Annotated in this window: 22 protein-coding genes; 9 read left to right on the forward strand and 13 right to left on the reverse strand. The window is 71.9% G+C overall.

Going from position 1 to position 21,432, the window contains the following annotated elements; translation table 11 throughout:
- Positions 1-32 precede the first annotated feature (32 nt).
- Positions 33-1,202: a GNAT family N-acetyltransferase gene (locus AB0A63_RS09165; RefSeq protein WP_360387369.1), complete on the forward strand. Its 1,170-nt coding sequence runs from the start codon at positions 33-35 to the stop codon at positions 1,200-1,202.
- On the opposite strand, the gene AB0A63_RS09170 is transcribed toward AB0A63_RS09165, so the two are convergent.
- Complete coding sequence (locus AB0A63_RS09170; RefSeq protein ID WP_360387372.1) at positions 1,199-2,143, reverse strand: 5'-3' exonuclease; 945 nt, start codon at positions 2,141-2,143, stop codon at positions 1,199-1,201. The genes AB0A63_RS09165 and AB0A63_RS09170 overlap by 4 nt on opposite strands.
- A 28-nt stretch (positions 2,144-2,171) precedes the next feature.
- Between AB0A63_RS09170 and AB0A63_RS09175 the strand changes: the two genes are divergently transcribed.
- Both AB0A63_RS09175 and AB0A63_RS09180 read left to right on the forward strand, forming a co-directional pair.
- Complete coding sequence (locus AB0A63_RS09175) at positions 2,172-3,293, forward strand: Xaa-Pro peptidase family protein (RefSeq protein WP_360387375.1); 1,122 nt, start codon at positions 2,172-2,174, stop codon at positions 3,291-3,293.
- On the forward strand, positions 3,290-3,736 hold the full coding sequence (locus tag AB0A63_RS09180) for an Lrp/AsnC family transcriptional regulator (RefSeq protein ID WP_360387378.1): 447 nt from the start codon (positions 3,290-3,292) through the stop codon (positions 3,734-3,736). Before AB0A63_RS09175 ends, AB0A63_RS09180 begins: the two co-directional genes overlap by 4 nt.
- A gap of 100 nt (positions 3,737-3,836) precedes the next feature.
- Here the strand turns inward: AB0A63_RS09180 and AB0A63_RS09185 are convergent, their stop codons facing one another.
- Positions 3,837-4,481: a response regulator transcription factor gene (locus AB0A63_RS09185; RefSeq protein ID WP_360387381.1), complete on the reverse strand. Its 645-nt coding sequence runs from the start codon at positions 4,479-4,481 to the stop codon at positions 3,837-3,839.
- Entirely contained in the window at positions 4,478-5,530 is a 1,053-nt protein-coding gene (locus AB0A63_RS09190) for a histidine kinase (protein WP_360387384.1), read from the reverse strand. Before AB0A63_RS09190 ends, AB0A63_RS09185 begins: the two co-directional genes overlap by 4 nt.
- 99 nt (positions 5,531-5,629) lie before the next feature.
- Here AB0A63_RS09190 and AB0A63_RS09195 point away from each other — a divergent pair, with 99 nt between their 5' ends.
- A complete protein-coding gene (locus AB0A63_RS09195) occupies positions 5,630-6,490 on the forward strand; it encodes an ABC transporter ATP-binding protein (protein ID WP_360387387.1) in 861 nt (286 codons plus the stop codon).
- The gene (locus tag AB0A63_RS09200) at positions 6,490-7,305 is read left to right on the forward strand and encodes an ABC transporter permease (protein WP_360387390.1); all 816 of its coding nucleotides are present in this window, start codon (positions 6,490-6,492) and stop codon (positions 7,303-7,305) included. The genes AB0A63_RS09195 and AB0A63_RS09200 overlap by 1 nt, the downstream gene beginning before the upstream one ends.
- A 326-nt stretch (positions 7,306-7,631) precedes the next feature.
- On the opposite strand, the gene AB0A63_RS09205 is transcribed toward AB0A63_RS09200, so the two are convergent.
- Genes AB0A63_RS09205 through AB0A63_RS09220 form a run of 4 tightly spaced genes read right to left on the reverse strand, consistent with a single transcriptional unit; the run spans position 7,632 to position 10,562 of the window.
- The gene (locus AB0A63_RS09205) at positions 7,632-8,675 is read right to left on the reverse strand and encodes a molybdopterin-dependent oxidoreductase (protein WP_360387393.1); all 1,044 of its coding nucleotides are present in this window, start codon (positions 8,673-8,675) and stop codon (positions 7,632-7,634) included.
- Positions 8,672-9,271 (reverse strand): class I SAM-dependent methyltransferase, encoded by a 600-nt coding sequence (locus AB0A63_RS09210; protein ID WP_360387396.1) that lies wholly within the window; start codon positions 9,269-9,271, stop codon positions 8,672-8,674. Before AB0A63_RS09210 ends, AB0A63_RS09205 begins: the two co-directional genes overlap by 4 nt.
- Positions 9,268-9,927: a DUF2064 domain-containing protein gene (locus AB0A63_RS09215; RefSeq protein WP_360387399.1), complete on the reverse strand. Its 660-nt coding sequence runs from the start codon at positions 9,925-9,927 to the stop codon at positions 9,268-9,270. The genes AB0A63_RS09210 and AB0A63_RS09215 overlap by 4 nt, the downstream gene beginning before the upstream one ends.
- On the reverse strand, positions 9,924-10,562 hold the full coding sequence (locus tag AB0A63_RS09220; RefSeq protein WP_360387402.1) for a glycosyltransferase family 2 protein: 639 nt from the start codon (positions 10,560-10,562) through the stop codon (positions 9,924-9,926). Before AB0A63_RS09220 ends, AB0A63_RS09215 begins: the two co-directional genes overlap by 4 nt.
- Positions 10,563-10,685: 123 nt before the next feature.
- Between AB0A63_RS09220 and AB0A63_RS09225 the strand changes: the two genes are divergently transcribed.
- The gene (locus tag AB0A63_RS09225) at positions 10,686-11,852 is read left to right on the forward strand and encodes a hypothetical protein (protein WP_360387405.1); all 1,167 of its coding nucleotides are present in this window, start codon (positions 10,686-10,688) and stop codon (positions 11,850-11,852) included.
- On the opposite strand, the gene AB0A63_RS09230 is transcribed toward AB0A63_RS09225, so the two are convergent.
- From AB0A63_RS09230 to AB0A63_RS09245, 4 genes are all read right to left on the reverse strand, one after another.
- Complete coding sequence (locus AB0A63_RS09230; RefSeq protein WP_360387408.1) at positions 11,839-12,879, reverse strand: NAD-dependent epimerase/dehydratase family protein; 1,041 nt, start codon at positions 12,877-12,879, stop codon at positions 11,839-11,841. The genes AB0A63_RS09225 and AB0A63_RS09230 overlap by 14 nt on opposite strands.
- 45 nt (positions 12,880-12,924) lie before the next feature.
- Positions 12,925-14,253, reverse strand: coding sequence for a HAMP domain-containing sensor histidine kinase (locus AB0A63_RS09235; protein ID WP_360387411.1), 1,329 nt, complete (start codon positions 14,251-14,253; stop codon positions 12,925-12,927).
- Positions 14,250-14,921: a response regulator transcription factor gene (locus AB0A63_RS09240; RefSeq protein ID WP_360387414.1), complete on the reverse strand. Its 672-nt coding sequence runs from the start codon at positions 14,919-14,921 to the stop codon at positions 14,250-14,252. Before AB0A63_RS09240 ends, AB0A63_RS09235 begins: the two co-directional genes overlap by 4 nt.
- Before the next feature lie 82 nt (positions 14,922-15,003).
- The gene (locus AB0A63_RS09245; RefSeq protein ID WP_360387416.1) at positions 15,004-16,170 is read right to left on the reverse strand and encodes a beta-1,3-glucanase family protein; all 1,167 of its coding nucleotides are present in this window, start codon (positions 16,168-16,170) and stop codon (positions 15,004-15,006) included.
- Between the two features lie 82 nt (positions 16,171-16,252).
- Here AB0A63_RS09245 and AB0A63_RS09250 point away from each other — a divergent pair, with 82 nt between their 5' ends.
- The 3 genes from AB0A63_RS09250 (at position 16,253) to AB0A63_RS09260 (ending at position 18,407) form a co-directional block, all read left to right on the forward strand.
- On the forward strand, positions 16,253-17,227 hold the full coding sequence (locus tag AB0A63_RS09250; protein WP_360387419.1) for an alcohol dehydrogenase catalytic domain-containing protein: 975 nt from the start codon (positions 16,253-16,255) through the stop codon (positions 17,225-17,227).
- A 141-nt stretch (positions 17,228-17,368) separates the two neighbouring features.
- Positions 17,369-18,070: an SDR family oxidoreductase gene (locus AB0A63_RS09255; protein WP_360387421.1), complete on the forward strand. Its 702-nt coding sequence runs from the start codon at positions 17,369-17,371 to the stop codon at positions 18,068-18,070.
- Between the two features lies 1 nt (position 18,071).
- Complete coding sequence (locus tag AB0A63_RS09260) at positions 18,072-18,407, forward strand: hypothetical protein (protein ID WP_360387423.1); 336 nt, start codon at positions 18,072-18,074, stop codon at positions 18,405-18,407.
- Here the strand turns inward: AB0A63_RS09260 and AB0A63_RS09265 are convergent.
- Together AB0A63_RS09265 and AB0A63_RS09270 are read right to left on the reverse strand one after the other, a co-directional pair.
- On the reverse strand, positions 18,404-20,752 hold the full coding sequence (locus AB0A63_RS09265) for a glycosyl hydrolase family 65 protein (RefSeq protein WP_360387425.1): 2,349 nt from the start codon (positions 20,750-20,752) through the stop codon (positions 18,404-18,406). The two genes, AB0A63_RS09260 and AB0A63_RS09265, sit on opposite strands and share 4 nt — an antisense overlap.
- Positions 20,749-21,426 carry a beta-phosphoglucomutase family hydrolase gene (locus tag AB0A63_RS09270; RefSeq protein ID WP_360387428.1) on the reverse strand — a complete coding sequence of 226 codons (678 nt, stop codon included), beginning with the start codon at positions 21,424-21,426 and terminating at the stop codon, positions 20,749-20,751. The genes AB0A63_RS09265 and AB0A63_RS09270 overlap by 4 nt, the downstream gene beginning before the upstream one ends.
- Positions 21,427-21,432: the final 6 nt, after the last annotated feature.

The raw sequence follows: 21,432 nt of genomic DNA on the forward strand, positions 1-21,432 counted from the left end.
GCCCGTGGTCGTGCTGGGTCACGATCGCGGTCGTGACCGAGATCCGTGTGCTCACCGACGAAGCGCAGTTCCGCACCCACAGCGGCGTGTTCCGCCGCGCCATGCACTGGGGCCCGCCCACCGACGAGCAGTGGGAGGTCATCAAGGCGTCCTACGAGCCCGGTCGCGTGCTCGCCGCGTTCGACGGTGACGAGATGGTCGGCACCACGCAGTCGTTCGGCTCCTCTCTCGTGGTGCCCGGCGGCGCCGTGGTCCCGCATGCCGCCGTGTCACGCGTGGGCGTGCGTGCCGACCACACGCGCCGTGGCGTGCTGACGGCGTTGATGCGCGAACAACTCGCCACGCTGCCCGACCCCGTCGCCACCCTGCGCGCCTCCGAGGGACGCATCTACGGCCGCTTCGGCTACGGCCTGGCCGGTCGCGTCCGCCTCGTCGAGATCGATGCGCGGAAAGCCGTCGTCCCCGGCACGCCGACCGGTCGCGTGCGGATGCTCGACCAGGACACCGCCGACGAGCTGCTGCCCGAGCTGCACGCCACCCTCGGCCTCACCCGCCCCGGCCAGATCGGCCGCTGGACCGGCTGGTGGGCCCGTGCCCGCGACCGCAAGGGTGACGCGGAGAACTCGGTCACCGTCGTCCACACCGGACCCGGCGGTGACGACGGTTTCCTGACCTACGTCGTGAAGACGGAGGAGGAGTTCAAGCACCGGCTGTCCATCCACGACTTCGTGGCGGCCACCCCCGAGGCGTGGCGCGACCTGTGGCGCTACGCGGCACGGCTGGACCTGGTCGACCACATCGAGTGCGAGGTGCCGCTCGACGAGCCGGTGACGTGGCTGTTCGAGGACCCGCGCGTGGTGCGGACCAAGGACGTGTTCGACGAGGTCTGGCTGCGGCTGACCGACGTGCCGCGCATGCTCGCCGCCCGCACGTACGGCCACGCCGACCCGGTGGTCGTCGAGGTGCGGGACAGGCTGCTGCCCGCCAACGACGGCCGCTACCGGGTGACGCCCGACGGCGTGGAGCGGGTCGACGCGGCCGCGGACGTCACGGTGCCGGTCGACCTGCTGGGGGCGTGCTACTTCGGGGACACGACGTTCTCGCAGCTCGCCGCGACGGGCTGGCTCACCGGGACGAAGCTGGCCGAGGCCGACGCGCTGTTCGCCGTCGCGCGGGCCCCGTACTGCGGCACGTTCTTCTAGGCGCGCCGCTCCATCGCGTTCACCAGGCGCGGCACCGACGAGCCCAACCCCCAGCGCTGCGTCAGCTCCCGCAACCGCTCGGGGTCGGCGGGCACCCGCGGCACCTCGTCGGACCGGTCCAGCACCACCGGTGCGTCCAGGGCCGTGCGCACGACCACCGGTGCCGCCGCCAGGTACTCCTCTGCGGCGATCAGGGCGTTGCGGGCCTTGGTGGTGAGCTTGCGGTCCATCGGGTCGGCCACGGCCTTCAGGACGGCGTCGAGCGAGCCGAACTCGGTGATGAGCTTCGCCGCGGTCTTCTCGCCGATGCCCGCCACGCCCGGCAGGCCGTCGGAGGGGTCGCCGCGCAGCACGGCCATGTCGGCGTAGGCGGAGCCGGCGTTCTCGACCGGCAGCGAGTACTTGGCGGCCAGCTCCTCGGGGCCGAGAACCTCGACCTTGTTCCAGCCGCGGCCCACGTACAGCACGTGCACGGGCGTCGGTTCGGAACGCACGACCTGGAACATGTCGCGGTCGCCCGTGACGACCTCGACGGGTGACTTCTTCTCGTGGTGCGCGAGGGCGCCGATCACGTCGTCGGCCTCGTAGCCGGTGGCCTCGCCGGTGCAGATGCCGGCCGCGTCCAGCACGTCGAGGATGATCGGGATCTGCGGCGTGAGGATGTCCGGCACCTCCTCGGACCCGTCGTCGGCATCGGAAGCGACGCGGTGGGCCTTGTAGGAGGGCAGCGCCTTCACCCGGAACTCGGGGCGCCAGTCGGCGTCCAGGCACGCGACCAGGCGGGCGGCGCCGCGGTCGGTGATGACACGGGCGATCGTGTCGACGAAGCCGCGCACGGCGTTCACCGGCGTGCCGTCGGGCGCGGTCATCGAGTCCGGCAGCGCGTAGAACGACCGGAAGTAGAGGCTCGCGGAGTCGAGCAGCACCAGGGGAGAGCTCACAACCCGACAAGCTACTAGGCTTCGGCCCATGGCAACGATCACCGGGCCCATCGACGTGTCCGCGCTGCGTGCGCGGCTCGACCGCGCTTCCGCCGCCGCGCGGCAGGCGGGCGTGGACGCCCTCCTCATCTCGCCCGGCTCGGACCTGCGGTACCTGATCGGTGCCGGTGGCGACTCGTTCGAGCGGCTCACGTGCCTCGCGCTGCCGGTCGACGGCACGCCCACGCTCGTGGTGCCGAAGCTGGAGCAGCCCGGCTACGCGGGCATCCCGACCGACGAGCTCGGCGTCGAGGTCGTCACCTGGGTCGACGGCGAGGACCCGTACGCGCTGGTCAAGGCCGCGGTCAAGGGCAACCGCACGGCCGTGGCGGACATGATGCCCGCCCTGCACACCATCAAGCTCGGCAACGCCATCGGCGGGCCCCAGTCGCTGGCCGGCCCGATCATCCGCGAGCTGCGCATGCGCAAGGACGCGAGCGAGGTCGCCGCGCTGCGCAAGGCCGGTCAGGCGATCGACCGGGTGCATGCGCGCATGGGCGAGTTCCTGCGCGTCGGCCGCACCGAGCGCGAGGTGGCCAAGGACATCGCCGCCGCCATCGTGGAGGAGGGCCACACGGTCGCGGACTTCGTGATCGTCGGCTCCGGCCCGAACGGCGCGTCACCGCACCACCGCGACTCCGACCGCGTGATTGAAGCGGGCGAGGTCGTGGTCATCGACATCGGCGGCCCGGTCGCCGAGGGCTACAACTCCGACTCCACCCGCACGTACGTCATGGGTGAGCCGAAGCACGACGACGTGTGGGACACCTACGCCGTCCTCCAGGCCGCGCAGAAGGCCGCCGTCGAGGCGGTCAAGCCGGGCGTGACCTGCGAGCAGATCGACGACGTGGCCCGCCAGGTCATCACCGACGCGGGCTTCGGCGAGTACTTCGTGCACCGCACCGGCCACGGCATCGGCCTGGACGTGCACGAGGAGCCCTACATCGTCAGCGGCAACGCGCTGCCGCTCGAAGCGGGCATGGCCTTCAGCGTCGAGCCCGGCATCTACCTGCCCGGCCGCTGGGGTGCCCGCATCGAGGACATCGTCGTCGCGACGGAGGACGGCGTGGAGTCCTTCAACAACCGACCTCACGAGCTGGTGGTGCTTTGACCCTCGAGCAGATCGACAGAGCGATCCTGAAGGAGCTCGCGGCCGACGGCCGCTGCAGCTTCACCGACCTGGCCGAACGCGTCGGCCTGAGCGTGTCGGCGGTGCACCAGCGGGTGAAGCGGCTGGAGCAGCGCGGCATCGTGAAGGGCTACGCGGCCCGGCTGGACGGCGCGGAGGTCGGGTTGCCGATGTCCGCGTTCATCTCGCTCTTCCCGATCAACCCCTCCGAGCCGGACGACTACCCGAGGCGGCTGGAGCACCTGCCGGAGATCGAGGCCTGCTACTCGGTCGCGGGGGACGCCTCGTACGTCCTGCGCGTCCGGGTGGCCTCGCCGGTGGCGCTGGAGGAGCTGCTGCAGAAGATCCGCGAGTCGGCGAACGTGTCGACCCGCACAACGGTCGTGCTGTCCACTCCGTACGAAGACCGCCCACCGGCCGTCTGAGCACTTGGGCCGGAAGTCTTGCCCGCCCCCTCCTTGCAGACGCCGGCAAAGCAGGGGGCGGGGACTTGGGGCGTCACAGGCACAACAGCTGGAAACCTGCTCAGGTCAGGCCGGACTGCACGGCGAACACGACGAGCTGGGCCCGGTCACGGGCCCCCAGCTTCACCATCGCCCGCGACACGTGCGTGCGCACCGTCGCAGGGGAGATCACCAACGTGGCCGCGATCTCGTCGTTGGACGCCCCGGACGCGACGTGCCGCATGATCTCGCGTTCGCGGTCGGTCAGCTTGTCCAGGTGCGGCACGGGTCGCGCGCTCGCGCCCGAGGCGAACCGGTCGATCACCCTGCGCGTGACCGACGGGGACAGCAGCGAGCCGCCGTCGGCGACCACGTGCACGGCGCGCAGCAGGTCGGCGGGGTCGGAGTCCTTCACGAGGAACCCGGACGCGCCGGTGCGCAGCGCCTCGAACACGTACTCGTCGAGGTCGAACGTCGTGAGCATGACGATCTTGACCTCGGCCAGTGCGGGGTCGGAGGAGACACGGCGCAGCACCTCCAGGCCGTCCATCAGCGGCATGCGGATGTCGAGGAACACCACGTCCGGCTTGAGCGACCGGATCAACCCCAGCGCCTCGCGCCCGTCCGCGGCCTCACCGGCGAGCTGGACACCGTCCTCGGTCTCGATGAGCGTCCGCAGCCCCATCCGCACCAGGGCCTGGTCGTCGGCCACCACCACGCGAATCATGCGGGCAACGGTATCCGTGCGACGACCGTGAAGCCGTGCGTCGTGCGGATCTCCAGCGTGCCGCCCAGCGCCTCGGCCCGCGACCGCATGCCGGTGATGCCGTGGCCCTCCTCGACCGGTCCCGGCGTGCCGGTGTCGCTCACCTCGACCACGAGCACACCGCGCGCCTCGTACACCTTCACCGCCGCCGTGACGCCGGGGGAGGCGTGCCGCAGCACGTTCGTCAGCGACTCCTGCACGATCCGGTACGCGGCCAGCTCGTAGGTGCCGGGCACGGCGACCCCGTCGGCCTCCACCGACACCTCCAGGCCCGCCTCGCGCATCCGGGACGCGAGCGCCGGCAGGTCGGCCAGCGAGGTGGTGGGCCGCAACGGTGCCGAGCCGCGCAGGGTGTCCAGTTCGGACCGCAGGCCCTCCAGCGCCTCCTTCGAGGTGGCGCGGATCGCCTCCAGCGACGCGCGGGCCTTCACCGGGTCCCTGTCCAGCACGTACAGCGCCACCCCGGCCTGCATCGCGATCACCGACAGGCCGTGGCCCACGACGTCGTGCACCTCCTGGGCCAGGCGCAGCCGTTCCGAGATCACGGCCCGCTCGCGAACGTCCACAGCGGACCGCCGGCGCAGCCGCATCAGCACACCGGCCGCGGCGGGCAGCAGGATCCAGCCCGCCGACCAGGTGATCCACGACGTCACCGAGTCGTTCCACCACGGCAGGATCGCCAGCGCGTACACCAGGACGCTCGCGGCGGCGAGCTCGATCCGCGCGTACACCGCCACCGCGTACATCGCGGCGACCCCGCTCACCAGCACCGGCCCGAACGGGTACCCCATCGCCAGGTACGCCGTGATGGCCGCGGTCGTGATCCCCACCGTCCACAGCGGACGGGTCGAGCGGAGCAGCAGACCGGCGGCCGCGACGGTGATCAGCACGTACGCGAGGACGTCCACCTCGAACGAGCCGGTCTGCCACCGCGCGGCGAACCGCGTGCCGCCCAGTCCGAAGAACACCAGCGCCGCGGTCAGCGCGATGTCCTGCCACTTGATGCGCATGCCGCCGACGATACGACCGGGGACGTACGCAGATGTGCGTATCTTCCTGCCGCTCCGGAGCGGACGACCGGAGTCTCTGCCAGGCACAGGCTTGGCCGCATGATCGTGACGACGGAGAAGCTGACGAAGCGCTACGGCGACCGCGCCGTGGTGGACGAGGTCGGTCTGTCCGTGCGGCGGGGCGAGGTCTACGGGTTCCTCGGCCCCAACGGCGCGGGCAAGACGACCACGATCCGCATGCTGCTGGGCCTGGTGCGGCCGACGAGCGGCACCGCGACCGTGCTCGGGCGGCCACCGGGCGACCCGGCGGCGTTGCTGAAGGTGGGGTCGCTGATCGAGGGGCCGGGTTTCTACCCGTACCTGTCCGGCCGCGACAACCTGCGGGTGCACGCGGCCCGCCGGGGAGCCAGCCGGGCCGACGTCGAGGCCGCACTCGACCAGGTCGACCTCACCACGGCCGCGAACGAGAAGTTCCGCCGCTACTCGCTGGGCATGAAACAACGGCTCGGTGTCGCCGCGGCCCTGCTCGGCCGGCCGGAACTGCTGGTCCTCGACGAGCCCACCAACGGCCTGGACCCGGCGGGCATGGCCGACATGCGCGACCTGGTGCGCGCGCTGTCCGCGCAGGGCCAGACCGTGCTGCTGTCGAGCCACCTGCTCGGCGAGGTCGAGGAGATCTGCGACCGGGTCGGCGTGATCGCGAACGGCAAGCTCGTCGCCGAGAGCACGGTCGAGCAGCTGCGCGGCGACAGCGTACTGCTGGTCAAGGCCGACCCGATCGAGAAGGCGCACGTGCTCATCGAGGGCAGCGAGCTGCGCGGCGACGTGCTGCACGTGCGGGAGCCGGACGCCGGGGCGCTGGTGCGCGCGCTCGTGCACGCCGACGTGGACGTGCAGGAGGTCCGGCCGCTGCGTCGGACGTTGGAAGAGGTCTTCTTCGAGATGACGGGAGCGGCGTGATGGGCAGCGTGAAGGCGGAGCTGCTGCGGCTGTGGAAGTGGCCGGCGACGTGGGTGCTGGTCGGCCTCTGGCTGGTGCTGACGCTGACGTTCGGCTACGTGTTCAACTACCTCGCCCTCAACGGCGGCTCCACCACCCGCGACCTCACCCAGCAGCAGCTGGTCAGCGCGATGCAGCCGGAGAACGTCGGTGCCGCCGTCGTGCGCGGCCTGCCGATGTTCGGCGGCGCGCTCATCCTGGTGCTGGCGGCGCTCGCGGTCGGCTCCGGGTACGGCTGGGGCACCTGGAAGACCACGCTGACCGCCGGTCCGCGCCGGGTGTCCGCGATGGCGGGCACCCTGGGCGCGTTGGGGATCGTCGTGGTCGTCCTGGTGGCGCTGACGTTCGTCGTCGACCTCGGCGCGGCTGTCACCGTGGCGTCGCTGGAGGGCTGGGACTGGAACCTGCCGGGCACCGGTGCCCTGGAGGCGCTGGGCGCGTCACTGCTGATCGCCGCGATGTGGACGGCCTTCGGCGTGTTCCTCGGCGTGCTCACCAGGGGACCCGCGCTGGCCGTCGGGCTCGGGCTGATGTGGGCGATCGTCGTCGAGAACCTGCTGCGCGGCGTCGGGTCGCTGCTCGGCCCGGTCGGCGACCTGACCGAGGTCCTGCCCGGCGGCTCGGCCGGCAACCTGGCCGGTGCGGTCGGCGGCACCGGTGCCCCCGGCGTGCTGACCGACCTGGGCGGACCCACCGCCGCGCTGCTCCTCGTCGGCTACGTCGTGTTCTTCGCGGGCACGGCGACGCTGCTGAAGGTGCGCCGCGACCTCGTGTAGCGCCACCGCCGCCCAGACCAGGCCCAGCACGACCGCGACTCCGAGGGGGTAGTCGCGGTCGTGCAGCCCGGGGTTCACCGGCCCGCTGTGCTCCCGCCACAGCACCGGGACCGCGATCAGCAGCACCACACCGGAGACCGTCAGGCCGATGCCGACCGACGCGCGCTTGACGACGAGACCGGACGCACCGACCAGCGGGGCGATCACGAGGTCGTGCAGCACGACACCGCCGCCGAGCCACGCGAGCAGCTCCGCGGTGACCTGGGGGAGCAGCAGCCACGCACCCCACGCGCCGAGTCCGATGCCGGCGAGGGCGAGCGCGGTCCTCACCGGACCTCCAGGGACGTGACCCACTTGGTCTGCAGCACGCCCGGCCGGTTGGGCGCGATGAGCCGGCACGGGAACCCGTGGTCGGGGCTGAGCTCCTCGCCGTCGAGCCGCAACGCGAGGAGGGTCAGCGGGTCCCGCGCGAACGCCTCCGGCAGCGTCGTCGCCCGGTAGAGCCCGTCTTCCTCCAGCGACTCGACGCGGACGTCACCGCCGCTGATCAGGTCGCGCACCCGGACACCGGTCCAGGTCGCGGTCTGGCTCCAGCCCTCCACACACGCGATGGGCAGCTCGACGGTGGTCTGCGGCATGGCCCGCAGCTCGGCGAGCGAGTAGGCGCGGTCACCGACTTCGAGCTGCCAGTCCGGTGGCACCACGATGTTCGCGGCCCGCGCGGTCCGGTTCACCGGCAGCGTGCCGTCGGAACGCCAAGCCAGCACGGAGACCTTGCGCAGCCACGGCACCGTGACACCCGCTGTCGCGACCACGGCGACACCGGTGGTGAGCGCGGTCGTGCGCAGGAAAGCCCGGCGGGACAAGACGGTCCTGTGCTCGGAAGCGGGTTCGAGCGAACGCCGGATGAGAGGAATCTTCACCGCGATGTGCACGAGCAGCGAGCCGATCACGATCCACGCCACCGCGTAGTGGGCGGCCGGGAAGTAGAACGACCACGGGTAGTTCTGCGCCGCGTTGAACAACCCGGTGACGACCTCGAAGAACGACGCCGCGACCAGCACGAGGATCGAGCCGCGCTCCAGCGCGTGCGGCACGGATGCGACCAGCGGCCGCTCGAACAGCTTCGGGTACACCGACCACAGCTTGGCCAGCAGCAACGGGATCGAGGCCACGCCGGACAGCACGTGCACGCCCTGCGTGACCCGGTAGAGGTCGACCGGGCGGGTCGGCCACGGCCAGTCGTGCTGCACGCCGTGGCTGAGCAGACCGGTGACGAAGCACAGGCCGAACGTGATGCCCAGCCACGTGCCGACGCGGCTGGTGACACCGGTGTGGTGCGCGGGCGACCGGAAGGCGGGGGTCCTCACAGCCGCTCCCAGCAGGCGAACCAGCGGCCGGCCCGTTCCCGGTGCCACAACCGGAAGAACCCGTCCGCGGGCACCGAGTCGGCGTCGCTCCACGCCCACGGGAACCACGGGCCGGGCTCGCCGCCGGCCCGGACCCGCGCCTGCCCCCGCGTGAGGCCGGAACCGGGCGTCTCGACCTCGGCGACGACGGTTCCGCCGGTCCGCAGCAACTGCCGGACCCGCAGCAGGAGCGCGGCCGGGTCGCCGCCGATGCCGATGTTGCCGTCGGCGAGCAGCACGTGCTGCCAGCGGCCCTCGCCGGGCAGCAGGTCGAACACGTCGCGCCGCAGGGCGAGACCGCCGCGGTCGGTGGTGCGCCGGACGGCCACGGGCGACACGTCGACGCCGAGCGCCTGGACGTTGCGCGCGAGCAGTGCCGCGACGAGCCGGCCGGGGCCGCAGCCGACGTCGAGGGTGGGCCCGGTGCACGCGTCGAGCAGGACGTCGTCGCCGTCGTCCGCGTCGGCGTGCCAGCGGGCGACCGGCAGCGGGCGCGGGGCGGTGCCTGCCAGGTCGAGCCAGCCGGGGTGGCCGTCGAGGGCCTGGTCGAACATCATCGCGCCACCACCGCGCCGCGCGAGGCCGACGCCGCGCCGAGACGCCCCAGGACCCGCGCGAACCGCGACCCCGGCACCTGCGCCGCCACCGTCAGCGCGTCCGCCACGGTGTCCACATCGGACAACGGCGGCAGCGCGTCGACCTTCATCCCCCGCAACGCTTCCAGCGTCTGCGCCCCGGTGTCGTCCCGCGACATCGGCACGTCCAGCAGGACCGAGGCCCGCAGCGGGTCCCGCAACCCCAGCGCCCACCAGCCGCCGTCGAGCGCGAACCCGAGCGCCGCCTCGTCGAACTCCGCCGCGGACGCCAGCAACGACGGCGTCACCTGCGGTGTGTCCATGCCGACCTGCAGCACCGGCAGCCCGAACCGCGCGACGTCCGCGTGCGCGTTCACCAACCTCTCGTTGAAGCTCCGGCCGCGTTGCGGGACCACCACGCACCCGCCCAGGGCGTCCCGCACGTCCTCCCGCCGCACCACCCCGGCCAGCGCCACCACCGGCACCGCGCCGGGAGTCGCCAGGGCCGCGTCGATCGTGTCGAGCAACGCCGCCGCCGCCACCTCCGCGGCCTGCTCGGGCGTCAGCGGCGGGCACAGGCGCGTCTTGACCTGGCCGGGCACCGGGGACTTCGCCATGACCAGCAGGCAGAACCTCATCGCAGCACCCCCGCCATGTCCCGCGCAGCCCGCAGCGTGCCGCGCACCGAGCCGGACACCTTCGACCGCGTCCCCGCGGCCCGCGGCCGGTAGGCGACGTCGACCTCGCGCACCCGCCACCCGGCGGCGGCCGCGCGGACCAGGAGCTCCAGCGGGTAGCCGAACGCGCGGTCCCGCACGTCCAGCGCCAGCAACGCTTCCCGCCTGACCACCCGCAGGGGTGCGATGTCGTGCACGGCGAGGCCGCGGCGGCGCAGCAGGGAGGCGATCACGGCGTTGCCCGCGCGGGCGTGCCACGGCCACACGCCCGCCGACACCGGCACCCGGCGGCCGACGACGAGATCGCAGGACGGCAGCAGGGCGGCCATCGCCGGCAGTTCGGCGAGGTCCAGCGAGCCGTCGCAGTCGGCGAACGCGACGAGGTCGGAGGTGGCGGCCAGCAGCCCGGTGTGCACGGCGGCCCCGTAACCGCGGCGGGGCTCGTGCACGACCAGGGCGCCGAGCTCGCGGGCCACGGCGGGAGACCCGTCACCGGAGCCGTTGTCCACGACGATCGCGCGGTGTCCGGGAGGCAGGGAGCTCAGCACGGCGGGCAGTGCGGCGGCCTCGTCGAGGCAGGGCAGGACGACATCCATGCGGTCCATCCTGGACCGGCGGAAAGTGTTGTGGTGCTTACGGAATTGTGACGCGCGGAAGAGTTCTTACGGTTGTCTTGCGCCCTTGGCGGACACCGCCCGGGACCCCCTAGGTTGGGAGCGGTGCGCCTCCTCGTCGCCGGGTTGCTCGTCGTCGCCGCCGTCGTCACCGGACTGCTGGTCAACCTGAACCACCCCGGTCTGCTCTTCGCCTCCGCCGCGCCGCTCTTCGGCGACTGGCGGCCCCACGTCGGACCCGGCACGCCCGCCGCGGTCCTCCTCGCCTTCCTCGTGGTGGCGAAGGGACCCGAGCTGGCCCGGCACCGGCACGCCCTCCCGATCGCCTACGCGACGTCGGTGGCGTTCACCCTCTCGCTGGCCATGGTCGACGGCTGGGACCACTTCACCACCCGGCTCACCACCGAGGACGAGTACCTGCACGAGGTTCCCCAGATCACGGACGTCCCGGCGATGGTGCGCGAGTTCGCCCACCGCATCCCCGACTTCCAGCCCGACTCGTGGACCACGCACGTCTCCGGCCACCCACCGGGCGCGCTGCTCACGTTCGTCGCGCTGGACCGCATCGGGCTCGGCGGGGGAGCGGCCGCCTCCCTCTTCTGCGTCCTCGTCGGCTCGCTCGCCGTCGTCGCGATCCCCAAGGCCCTCGGCGACACCGCGGTGCTGCCGTACCTCGTGCTGTTCCCCGGTGCGGTGTGGGTCGGCGCGTCCGCGGACGGCATGTTCATGGGCGTCGCCGCGGTCGGCCTCTACCTGCTCACCCGGTGGCCGCTGCTCGGCGGGGTCGTGCTCGGCTGGTGCGTGTTCCTGTCCTACGGCCTGGTGCTGCTCGCCCCGCTGGCGATCGTGGCGGCAGGGCGCAGGATCGGCTGGGCGGTCGCGGGCGCACTCGCGGTCGTGGCGGCGTTCGCGCTCGCCGGGTTCTGGTGGCTCGACGGCTACGAGCTCGTCAAGCTCCGCTACTACCAGGGCATCGGCGACGTCCGGCCGTACTGGTACTGGGTCTGGGCGAACCTGGCCGCGCTCGCACTCGTGCTCGGCCCCGCCGGCATCCAGGGGCTGCGCAGGGACAGGTGGGTCGTCGCCGCCGGCATCGCGGTCCTGGCCGCCGACCTGTCCGGGCTGAGCAAGGCCGAGACCGAACGCATCTGGCTGCCGTTCGCCGTCTGGCTCATGGTCGGCGCGGCCAGGCTGGACCACCGCAGGAGGTGGCTCACCGCGCAGGCGTTGACGGCCCTCGCGGTGAACCACCTCGTGCTCACGAACTGGTGACCGCCGCCCGCAACGGGTCCGCAGCGAACGCCCGCACCCCGTCCTCGAACCGCACGGACGCCTCGAACCCCAGCACGTCGGCCGCCTTCGCGGGCGAGGCGACGACGTGCCGCACGTCGCCGGGCCGGGCACCACCGACGATCTGCGGGGCAGGTCCGTCGCACGCGTCGGCCAACGCGAACGCCAGGTCGCCGATCGTGTGCATGGAGCCCGAGCAGACGTTCACGGCCTCGAACCCCGGCCGTGCCGACGAGAGCGCCAGCACGTTCGCCCGTGCCACGTCGGTCACGTGCACGAAGTCCCTGCGCTGCCGGCCGTCCTCCATCACCCGCGGCGCGCGGCCGTTCTGCAGCGCGGACCGGAAGATCGACGCCACCCCGGCGTAGGGGGTGTCGCGCGGCATCCGCGGGCCGTAGACGTTGTGGTAGCGCAACGCCCACACGCTGCCGCCGGTCTGCCGCGCCCACGCCGCCGCCAGGTGCTCCTGGGCCAGCTTGGTCGCCGCGTACGTGCTGCGCGGGTCCAGCGGCGCGTCCTCCGGCACCAGCTCGGGCACCAGGAAGTCACCGCAGGCGCACCTCGGCTCGTACCGGCCTGCGGCGAGGTCGGCGGGCGACCGCTCCCCGCGCACGATCCCGTGCGTCAGGCAGCGGTACCGGCCCTCGCCGTAGACGACCATCGACGACGCCAGCACCAGCCGCGACACCCCGGCCCGGTGCATCTCGGCCAGCAGCACCGCCGTGCCCAGGTCGTTGTGCCGGGCGTAGGAGGGCGCGTCGAACGGGTCGACCCCGTGCCCGACCATCGCGGCCTGGTGGCAGACCACGTCCACTGTGGACAGCAGTGGTCGCAGCACGTCCGGGTCGGCGACGTCGCCGACGACCAGCTCGTGGTCCAGCACCGGTGCGGCTCCGTGCGCTTCGGGCAGCAGGGCGTCCAGCAGGACGCAGTCGTGGCCCTGGGAGGTGAGCTCGTCGGCGACGTGCGACCCGATGAACCCGGCCCCGCCGGTGATCAGTACTCGCATGTGTCGACGGTAGGGCCGCCAGGGGGTCCGGGCGGCCCCGAACGGTCAGCCGTCAGAACTCCGTAAGACCAGCTCCACCACGAACCGCGCACCGACCGGCACGCGGTCCTCCACCCACACCCGCCCGCCCAGCCGGTGCACGTGCTCGCGGACCAGCGCGAGCCCCAGCCCGCTGCCGGTGTCGTCACCCCTGCTGCCCGCCATCACACCTCGCGCGAACCGTTCGAACACCTGCTCGCGCAACGGCTCCGGCACACCGGGCCCCTCGTCCTCCACGGCGAGCCGGACGTGCCCGCCGTGCCGCCGCACCGACACCAGCACCGCTCCGCCCGCGTGCCGGTCCGCGTTGTCCAGCAGGTTGGTCAGCACCCGGTCGAGCCGCCGCCGGTCACCCAGCACGACCGCCGGTTCGAGCTCCACCGGCACCGGGGCCCGCGTCGCGGCCACGTTGCGCACCAGCGCGTCGAGCGCGATCTCCTCGTGCCGCGGGTCGTCGGTCTGGTCGGCCCGCGAGATCTCCAGCAGGTCCACCACCATCCGGGCGAACCGGTCCACCTCCGAGGTCAGCAGCTCCAGCGCCGTCCCGGCCGTGCCCGGCAGGTGCTCGCGCCGCCGTCGCAGCACCGCACCGGCGTTCACCATCGTCGTGAGCGGCGACCGCAGCTCGTGCGACACGTCGGAGGCGAACCGGGCGTCCCGCAACGCCCGCTGCTCCAGCGCGTGCGCCGTCGAGTTGAACTTCGCCGCCAGCGCCGCGAGGTCCGGGTCGTCCCGCACCGGCAACCGGGCACCGAGGTCGCCACCGGCGATCCGCCCCGCGGCCGAACTGAGCTCCGCCAGCGGCCGGAGCGCCCGCTTCGACGCCCACGACCCCAGCGCCGCCCCCAGCAGCGCCGAGGCGACCGTGCCGCCGATCAGCGCCGCGCTGAGGAACCGGGACGCGCGGTCGAGCTGCTCCAGCCCGAACAGCTCCACGTACACGGCGTTGCCCGCGACCGGGCGGACCACGGCGAGCATCGGCTGGCCGTCCACGGTGATCCGCCCGCCACCGGGCGGGTGCCGCACCAGCCCGACCGGCAGCAGGCCGGGGTCGACCGGCCGGCCCGCGGTCACCAGACCGCCCGGCGTGATCACCAGGATCGTCGAGTCGGGGCCGGTGGTGAGCCCGGTCAGCAGCTCGTCGAGGCCGGGGGAGGCGAGCGAGCGCTCGACCAGCCGCACGTTCACCTCGGCCTGGCGGGTCGCGGAGGCCTCGCGCTGGCGCATCATGTAGCCGCAGGCGAGGTTCCAGGTGGCGAACGCGAGCACGCTCGTGACCGCGAGCAGCCCGAAGCCGAACGCCAGCGCCACCCGCCACCGCAGCGTGAGCCTCACGAACGGATCCGGTACCCGGCGCCGCGCACCGTGAGCACCAGGGCCGGGTCGTCCGGGTTCGCCTCGACCTTGCGCCGCAACCGCCTTATGTGCACGTCGAGCAAGCGGGTGTCGCCGAAGTAGTCATATCCCCAGACCCGGTGCAGCAGCTGTTCCCTGGTGACGATTCGGCCGGCCGCACCAGCGAGTTCCAGCAGCAGCCGGAATTCCGTTCTCGTGAGGTGAACGCGTTCCCCCGCCCGGTGCACGAGACCTTCCTGCGGACGGATTTCCAGATCGCCCACCCGAACGGTGTTGCGCCCCGGTCCGCGGCGCCGCAACAACGCGCGGATGCGGGCCGCGAGAACGCCGCCCATCAACGGTTTCGTCACGTAGTCGTCGGCGCCCGCCTCCAGTCCGGCGACCACGTCGCAGGCGTCCGTCCGCGCGGTGACGACGATTATCGGCAGGTCACCGCGCCCGCGGAGGGTGCGCACGACCTCCAGCCCGTCCACCCCGGGCAGGGTCAGGTCGACCAGCACCACGTCGAACGACTCGGATTCCAGGCGCCGCAACGCCACCTCGCCGGAACACGCCTCGTCGACGGTGAATCCCTCGTCTCCCAGCGCAAGGCGCAACGCCTGGCGGATTCGCTCGTCGTCTTCGACCAGCAGGACCCGTACGCACACGACGACTCCACTGTGTGAGAGCCGCGGCGACGGCGCCTCACACAGTGGAGTGAAAGTCGATCAAAAGCAAGAAAGCTTTGGTTTAAAATGCTGTCAGGGTGATTTTGGCCGATCGCGGGTTCGGTTCGTGAACGAGCGACTCGAACGCGCCGACGTCGTCGAAGGCGAACCCGTAGGCCTTCCCGTCGACCATGTTCCGGTGCACGATCTTCGAGAAGTGGTTGGCCGTCGCGCGGGTGTAGAACTCGGCGGCGTCGTAGGTCGGCTGGGTGTGCAGGTACCCGAGCGTCGAGCGGTTGAGCGCGGCGCACAGCGACCGGGAGATCGCGCCGACGTCGTTGTTGGGCGCGGCGAGCCGGCCGTCGCAGTTGAGGACGTCCCGCGTCGAGGGCTGCTCGAACGACGCCACCTGCTGGCCGGCGGTGTTCGTGAACCGCAGGACCCCGCCGCTGGTGCGGCCGGTGAACTTCCGGTTCGGCTCGTTCCGGTACGGCACCACGGTCAGCGGCGTGTTCTGGTACGTCGACCAGGCGCTGCTGACGTAGCCCGCGTAGTAGGAGCTGGAGAACAGGCCCGCGTCGAGGCCCTTGCTCGGGTTCAGCACGCGCAGCCGGGTGCCGTCCGACCGCGTGTGGACCAACCGCGACCAGTCACCGCCCATCTGCTGGTGCTGGTCGAAGATCCGGTTGCGGCCGCCGCTGACCAGCACGCCGGTGCGCTTGGTCGCGCCGGCCTGCGAGGTCGCCTCGACCGCGTGCGGGACGCTGAACATGTCCACCTGCGAGCTGTTGAGCCACAGCCCGCCGCCGTTGTAGGTGAACTCGCTCCAGTCGAACAGGATGTCGCGGTTCGGGTCACCCGCCGCCCACGGCGCCGGCTGCACGAGGCCGCCCGGCACCAGCGAGAACTTGAGCTTGTCGCGGAAGGACATGTAGAGCCGGCCGCCCGCGAGGTTGAGCGGGATCTGCAGGGTCTTGCTGGCCCCGTTGACGGGGCCGGGGATCGAGACGTCCGGCGCGGGCGAGGGCGGGATGCTCCCGCCGGACCAGGCCGTGAACTGGCCGTTCGCGTTCACGTACCCGAGCCGGCCGCCCATCTCGCCGAACACGTACAGGTGCACGGCGTCGCCGCGACCGGAGGTGTTCTGGACGGTGAGCGGGAGCAGGCTCGGTGGAGCGGCTTGAGCAGGTGCAGACAACGTTGTCAGCCCGACCAGGGCCGATGTCGCCAGCAGCAGGAGCTTGCGCATCGACTATCTCCTCACAGACAGGGTTGCGTGAGAGCGCTCCCATGGTCAGCGCGATCGGGTCGGCATGTCAAGAATGGATCTCATGCGCGCACTCACGGTAGATCCCGCACGAGCCGGCTCCCTGTCGCTGACCGAACTCCCCGACCCGGTGCCGGGACCGGACGAGCTGCTGGTCGAGGGTCTGGCGATCGGGATCTGCGGGACCGACCGCGAGATCGTCCGCGGCGAGTTCGGCACCGGTGGCGAACTGGTGATCGGGCACGAGTCGCTGGGCAGGGTGATCAGCGGTCCCGGCTTCGCGCCCGGCTCGCTGGTCGTGGGCGTGGTGCGCAGGCCGGACCCGGTGCCGTGCGCGCCCTGTGCGCGCGGGGAGTTCGACATGTGCCTCAACGGCCGGTACACCGAGCGCGGGATCACCGGCATCGACGGCTACGGCGCTACTTTGTGGACGGTGCCGGCGCAGTACGCCGTCGGTGTCAGCTCACGGGCCGGTGTGCTGCTCGAACCCGCGTCGGTGGTGGTCAAGGCGTGGGAGCGGCTGGAGCGGTTCGCGTTCTTCGACTTCGACAGCGTGCTGGTCACCGGTGCCGGTCCGATCGGGCTGCTGGCGGCCATGATCGGCGTGCAGCGCGGGCTGGACGTGCACGTGTTCGACGTCGCCTCGGACGGCCCGAAGCCGGACCTCGTCGAGTCGCTGGGCGCCACCTACCACCGGACGCTGCCCGACCACGAGGTCGTGATCGAGGCGACCGGTGCGCCGCAGCTGGTGGCGCAGCTGCTCGGACGGCGGCTGGTGTGCCTGACCGGGGTGCCCTCGACCGAGGTGGTACCGGTCGACCTCGGTCAGGCGAACCGGGACCTGGTGCTGCGCAACGGGATCACGTTCGGGACGGTCAACTCGAACGTCCGGCACTACCGCGAGGCCTCCGCGGTGCTCGACCGGGCGGACGACGCCTGGCTCTCGGCGATGATCACCAGGCGGGTGCCGCTGGAGTCCTGCGCGGAGGCCTTCGAGTCACGCCCCGGCGACGTCAAGGTGGTGCTGGAGCTGGACTGAGAACAACTCCGCCACCGTCGCGGAACGCTCGTAGGCTGAGCCTCCCAAGCAGGAGGGAACAGGTCGCACCAAGCCGAAATTGCCCGCCGGGAACCGCTGTTGTGCTGGTCAGTTCCACTCACGCTGCGAAAGGGCGAGGACATGACCGGCAAGGTCGCAGTGATCACGGGCGCGTCGCAGGGAATCGGTGCGGCGTTGGTGACCGCTTATCGCAAGCTCGGCTACTCGGTGGTCGCGGTGTCGCGGTCCGTCGAGGCCTCCGACGACCCCGAGGTGCTGGCCGTGCGCGCCGACCTCGCGGTACCCGGGGAGGGCGCGCGGGTCGTCGGGGAAGCGCTGGCGCGGTTCGGCCGCGTCGACACCCTGGTGAACAACGCGGGCGTCTTCGTCGCCAAGCCGTTCACCGAGTACACCGACGAGGACTACGAGACCGTGCTCGGCACGAACCTGCGCGGGTTCTTCGACATCACGCGCAGCGCGGTGAGCGCTATGGAAACCACCGGCGGGCACGTCCTGAACGTGTCGACCGCCCTGGTCGACCACGCTCTTTCCGCCGTGCCGTCGGCACTCGCGTCGCTGACCAAGGGTGGCATCAACGCCGTCACCAGGTCGCTCGCGGTCGAGTACGCCACCCGCGACATCCGCTTCAACACGGTCGCGCTCGGCATCATCCGCACGCCGATGCACGCCCCGGAGACCCACGAGGCGCTGGCCTCGCTGCACCCGGTCAAGCGGATCGGCGAGGTCGACGAGGTGGTCGACGCGGTGCTGTTCCTCGAACAGGCCGGGTTCGTCACCGGCGAGGTCCTGCACGTCGACGGCGGTCAGAGCGCGGGGCACTGACATGGCCCTCATCGACGTCATGGACCGGTGGAAGGCCGCCGTGGACGCGCACGAACCGCAGCGCGTGGCGGAGCTGTTCACCGAGGACGCGATCTTCCAGGGCCTCAAGCCCTACGGGGTGGGACGTGAGGCGGTCGCCGCCTACTACGACTCCCAGCCGATCGGCCTGAAAGCCGAGTACGAGGTCCTCGAAACGCGAGAACTGGCGGAGAACCTGACGCTCGGCTATCTCGCGGTCGACTTCTCGTTCGCCGACCGGCCGGCGGTCGCGGTGAACCTGAGCGTGCTGGTGCGGGGAGACCTGATCACGCACTACCAGGTCTCCCCACTGCCCTAGCGCTCCGTGCCCGGCTGTCCGGGAGCCGCCCTGCGCGGCTCCCGGCCGTACGGGCCCTTCGGCCGTTCCAGCTCCGGCGCCGGCGGGAGCGGCATCGTCACCGGGTTGCCCTCGGTGATCGTGATCCGCTCCCCGTGGTGCCTCGTCGTCAGCTCGGTGCCGTCGACGATCCGGTAGGTCGCCTCCGTCTCGGTCACCTCGACCCCGATCCTGGTGCCCCGGAACGACATCCGGAACGAGAACCGGCGCAGCGCGGCGGGCATCCGCGGCGCGAACGTCAGCTCGCCGCCGTGGTCGCGCATGCCGCCGAACCCGGCCACCAGCGCCAGCCACGCACCGGCCAGCGAGGCCATGTGCAGTCCGTTGTGGACGTTGTCGTGCAGGTCGTGCAGGTCGGTGAACGCCGCCTCGACCAGGTAGTCGAACGCCAGGTCCAGGTGCCCGACCTCGGCCGCGATCACCGCCTGCGTCCCGGCCGACAGCGATGAGTCCCGCACGGTCCGCGCCTCGTAGTAGGCGAAGTTGCGGGCCTTCTCCTGCGCGGTGAACGCGTCACCGCGCAGGTGCATCGCCAGCACGAGGTCCGCCTGCTTCACCACCTGCTTGCGGTACAGGTCGAAGTACGGGTAGTGCAGCAGCAGCGGGTACTTCTCCTGCGGCGTGCCCTCGAAGTCCCACTCGGCGTGCTTGGTGAAGTTGTCCGCCTGCGGGTGGACCTGGAGCATCTCGTCGTAGGGCAGCGCCATCTTGTCCGCGGCCCTGCGCCACTCGGCGATCTCCTCCTCGCTCGCCCCCGCCCGGTCCGGGTGCCGTTCGGCGGCGTCGGCGGCGGCACGCAGGTTCTGCTGGGCGATCAGGTTCGTGTAGACGTTGTTGTCCACGATCGCCGAGTACTCGTCCGGACCGGTGACGCCGTCGATGCGGAACCCGTCGTGCGGGTCGTGGTGGCCGAGCGAGGTCCACAGCCGTGCGGTCTCGGTGAGGATCTCGACGGCCTCCTCCCGGTCGAAGTCCTCGTCGTTCGTCGCGTTGAGGTACTGCTGGGTGGCGTAGGCGACGTCGCCGGAGACGTGGAACGCGGCCGTGCCCGCCGGCCAGTACGCGCTGCACTCGGCACCGTTGATGGACCGCCACGGGAACGCGGCACCCCCGAGCCCCAGCACCTTCGCGCGGTCGCGGGCCTTGTCCAGCGTGGAGTGCCGCCACCGCAGGGCGTCGCGGGCCGCGTCCGGGACGGTGTAGGTGAGCACCGGCAGCACGAACGTCTCGGTGTCCCAGAACGCGTGCCCGTCGTAGCCGGGACCGGTCAGCCCCTTGCCCGGGATCGCGCGGGTCTCCCCGCGGGCACCGGCCTGCAGGATGTGGAACAGCGAGAACCGGATCGCCTGCTGCAGCTCGTCGTCACCGTCGAGCTCGATGTCGGCGACCTCCCAGAAGTCGTCCAGGAACGCCCTCTGCTCGGCCAGCAGCCCGGTCCAGCCGGTCTGCAGCGCACCGGCGAGCGCGGCCTCGACCTGCGCCCGCAGCGAGGGCGTCGACCGCTGTGCCGACCAGCCGTAGCCGAGGTACTTGGTGAGCTTGAGGCTGCTGCCCCCGGCCACGTCGACCGCGACGGTGAACCGGGCCAGGTCGTCCTCGGCGCGGATGTCCGTGCGCGGGTCCACACCGCCCGCGTCGACCTCGTGGTCCATCGCCGCGGCCATCCGCAGCCCGGACTCCCTGGTGTGGTGGCAGAGCACCGCCCTGGCCTTCTCGGCCGTGACGAAGTCCGCGACCAGCGGTGCGTTCAGCGCGGCCGCGACGCGGGGGTCGTTGGTGCGCTTCTCGATGGGCTCGTTGACCAGCAGGTCGGACTGCACGACGAGCTGCACGTCGTCCACCGGCTCGACCTCGTAGCGGATGGCGGCGACCGCGCGTTGCGTGAACGACACCAGCCGCTCGCTGCGCACCACCACCCTCCGGCCGGTCGGGGACTCCCACACCGTGCGGCGGCGCAGCGTGCCGGAGCGGAAGTCCAGCGTCCGCTCGTGCTCCAGCGCGGTGCCGTAGCGCATGTCCAGCGGCTCGTCCTCGACCAGCAACCGGATGATCTTGCCGTCGGTGACGTTGACGACCGTCTGGCCCGCCTCCGGGTAGCCGTAGCCGCCCTCGCCGTAGGGCAGCGGGTGCTCCTCGTAGAAGCCGTTGAGGTAGGTGCCCGGCAGACCGCGCGGCTCACCCTCGTCGAGGGTGCCGCGGAAGCCGATGTGCCCGTTGGCCAGGGCGAACGTCGACTCGGTCCGGTGCAGCTGGTCGACCGCGAGGCCCTGCCAGCGCAACTGCCACGGTTCGATCGCGTAGCTCATGACAGCAGCTCGTCGAGCTCGTCGACCACCTGGTCGGCACCGTGTTCGCGCAGGGCGTCGCGCTGGTTGCCGCGGTCGACGCCGACGACGAACCCGAACCCGCCCTTGCGCCCGGCCGCGACACCGGCGAGCGCGTCCTCGAAGACGGCGGCGTGCTCCGGTGCCGTCTTCAACCTCTTCGCGCCCTCGACGAAGGAGTCGGGTTCCGGTTTGCCGCGCAGGTTGTCCGCCGCGATGACGTTGCCGTCCACCAGCGCGTCGACGTAGTCCAGCAGGTTGCCCGAGCGCAGCACGCGCATCGCGTTCGCCGAGGACGTGACCACCCCGATCGGCATCCCGGCCTCGCGCGCCTTCTGCAGGTAGCGCACCGAACCGGGGTAGGGCGTGATGCCCTCCTCGTCGATGATGTGGTTCACCAGGTCGTTCTTGCGGTCACCGATGCGGCGGACCTCCTCCTCCGGCGGCGTGAGCCCGCGCGAGGCCAGGAAGCTCCTGACGCCGTCGTAGCGCGGCTTGCCGTCCACGTAGGAGAGGTAGTCCTGCTCGCTGAACGGCTGACCCATGTCCTCGAAGGTCTGCCGCCACGCCTTGCGGTGCAGGACCGCGGTGCTCGTGAGCACACCGTCGAGGTCGAACAGCAACGCCGTGATCCGGTCCGGGATGCCGAGGCTCATGTTGTG

It is taken from the genome of Lentzea sp. NPDC042327 (genome assembly GCF_040647275.1).
Lineage (GTDB): Bacteria > Actinomycetota > Actinomycetes > Mycobacteriales > Pseudonocardiaceae > Lentzea.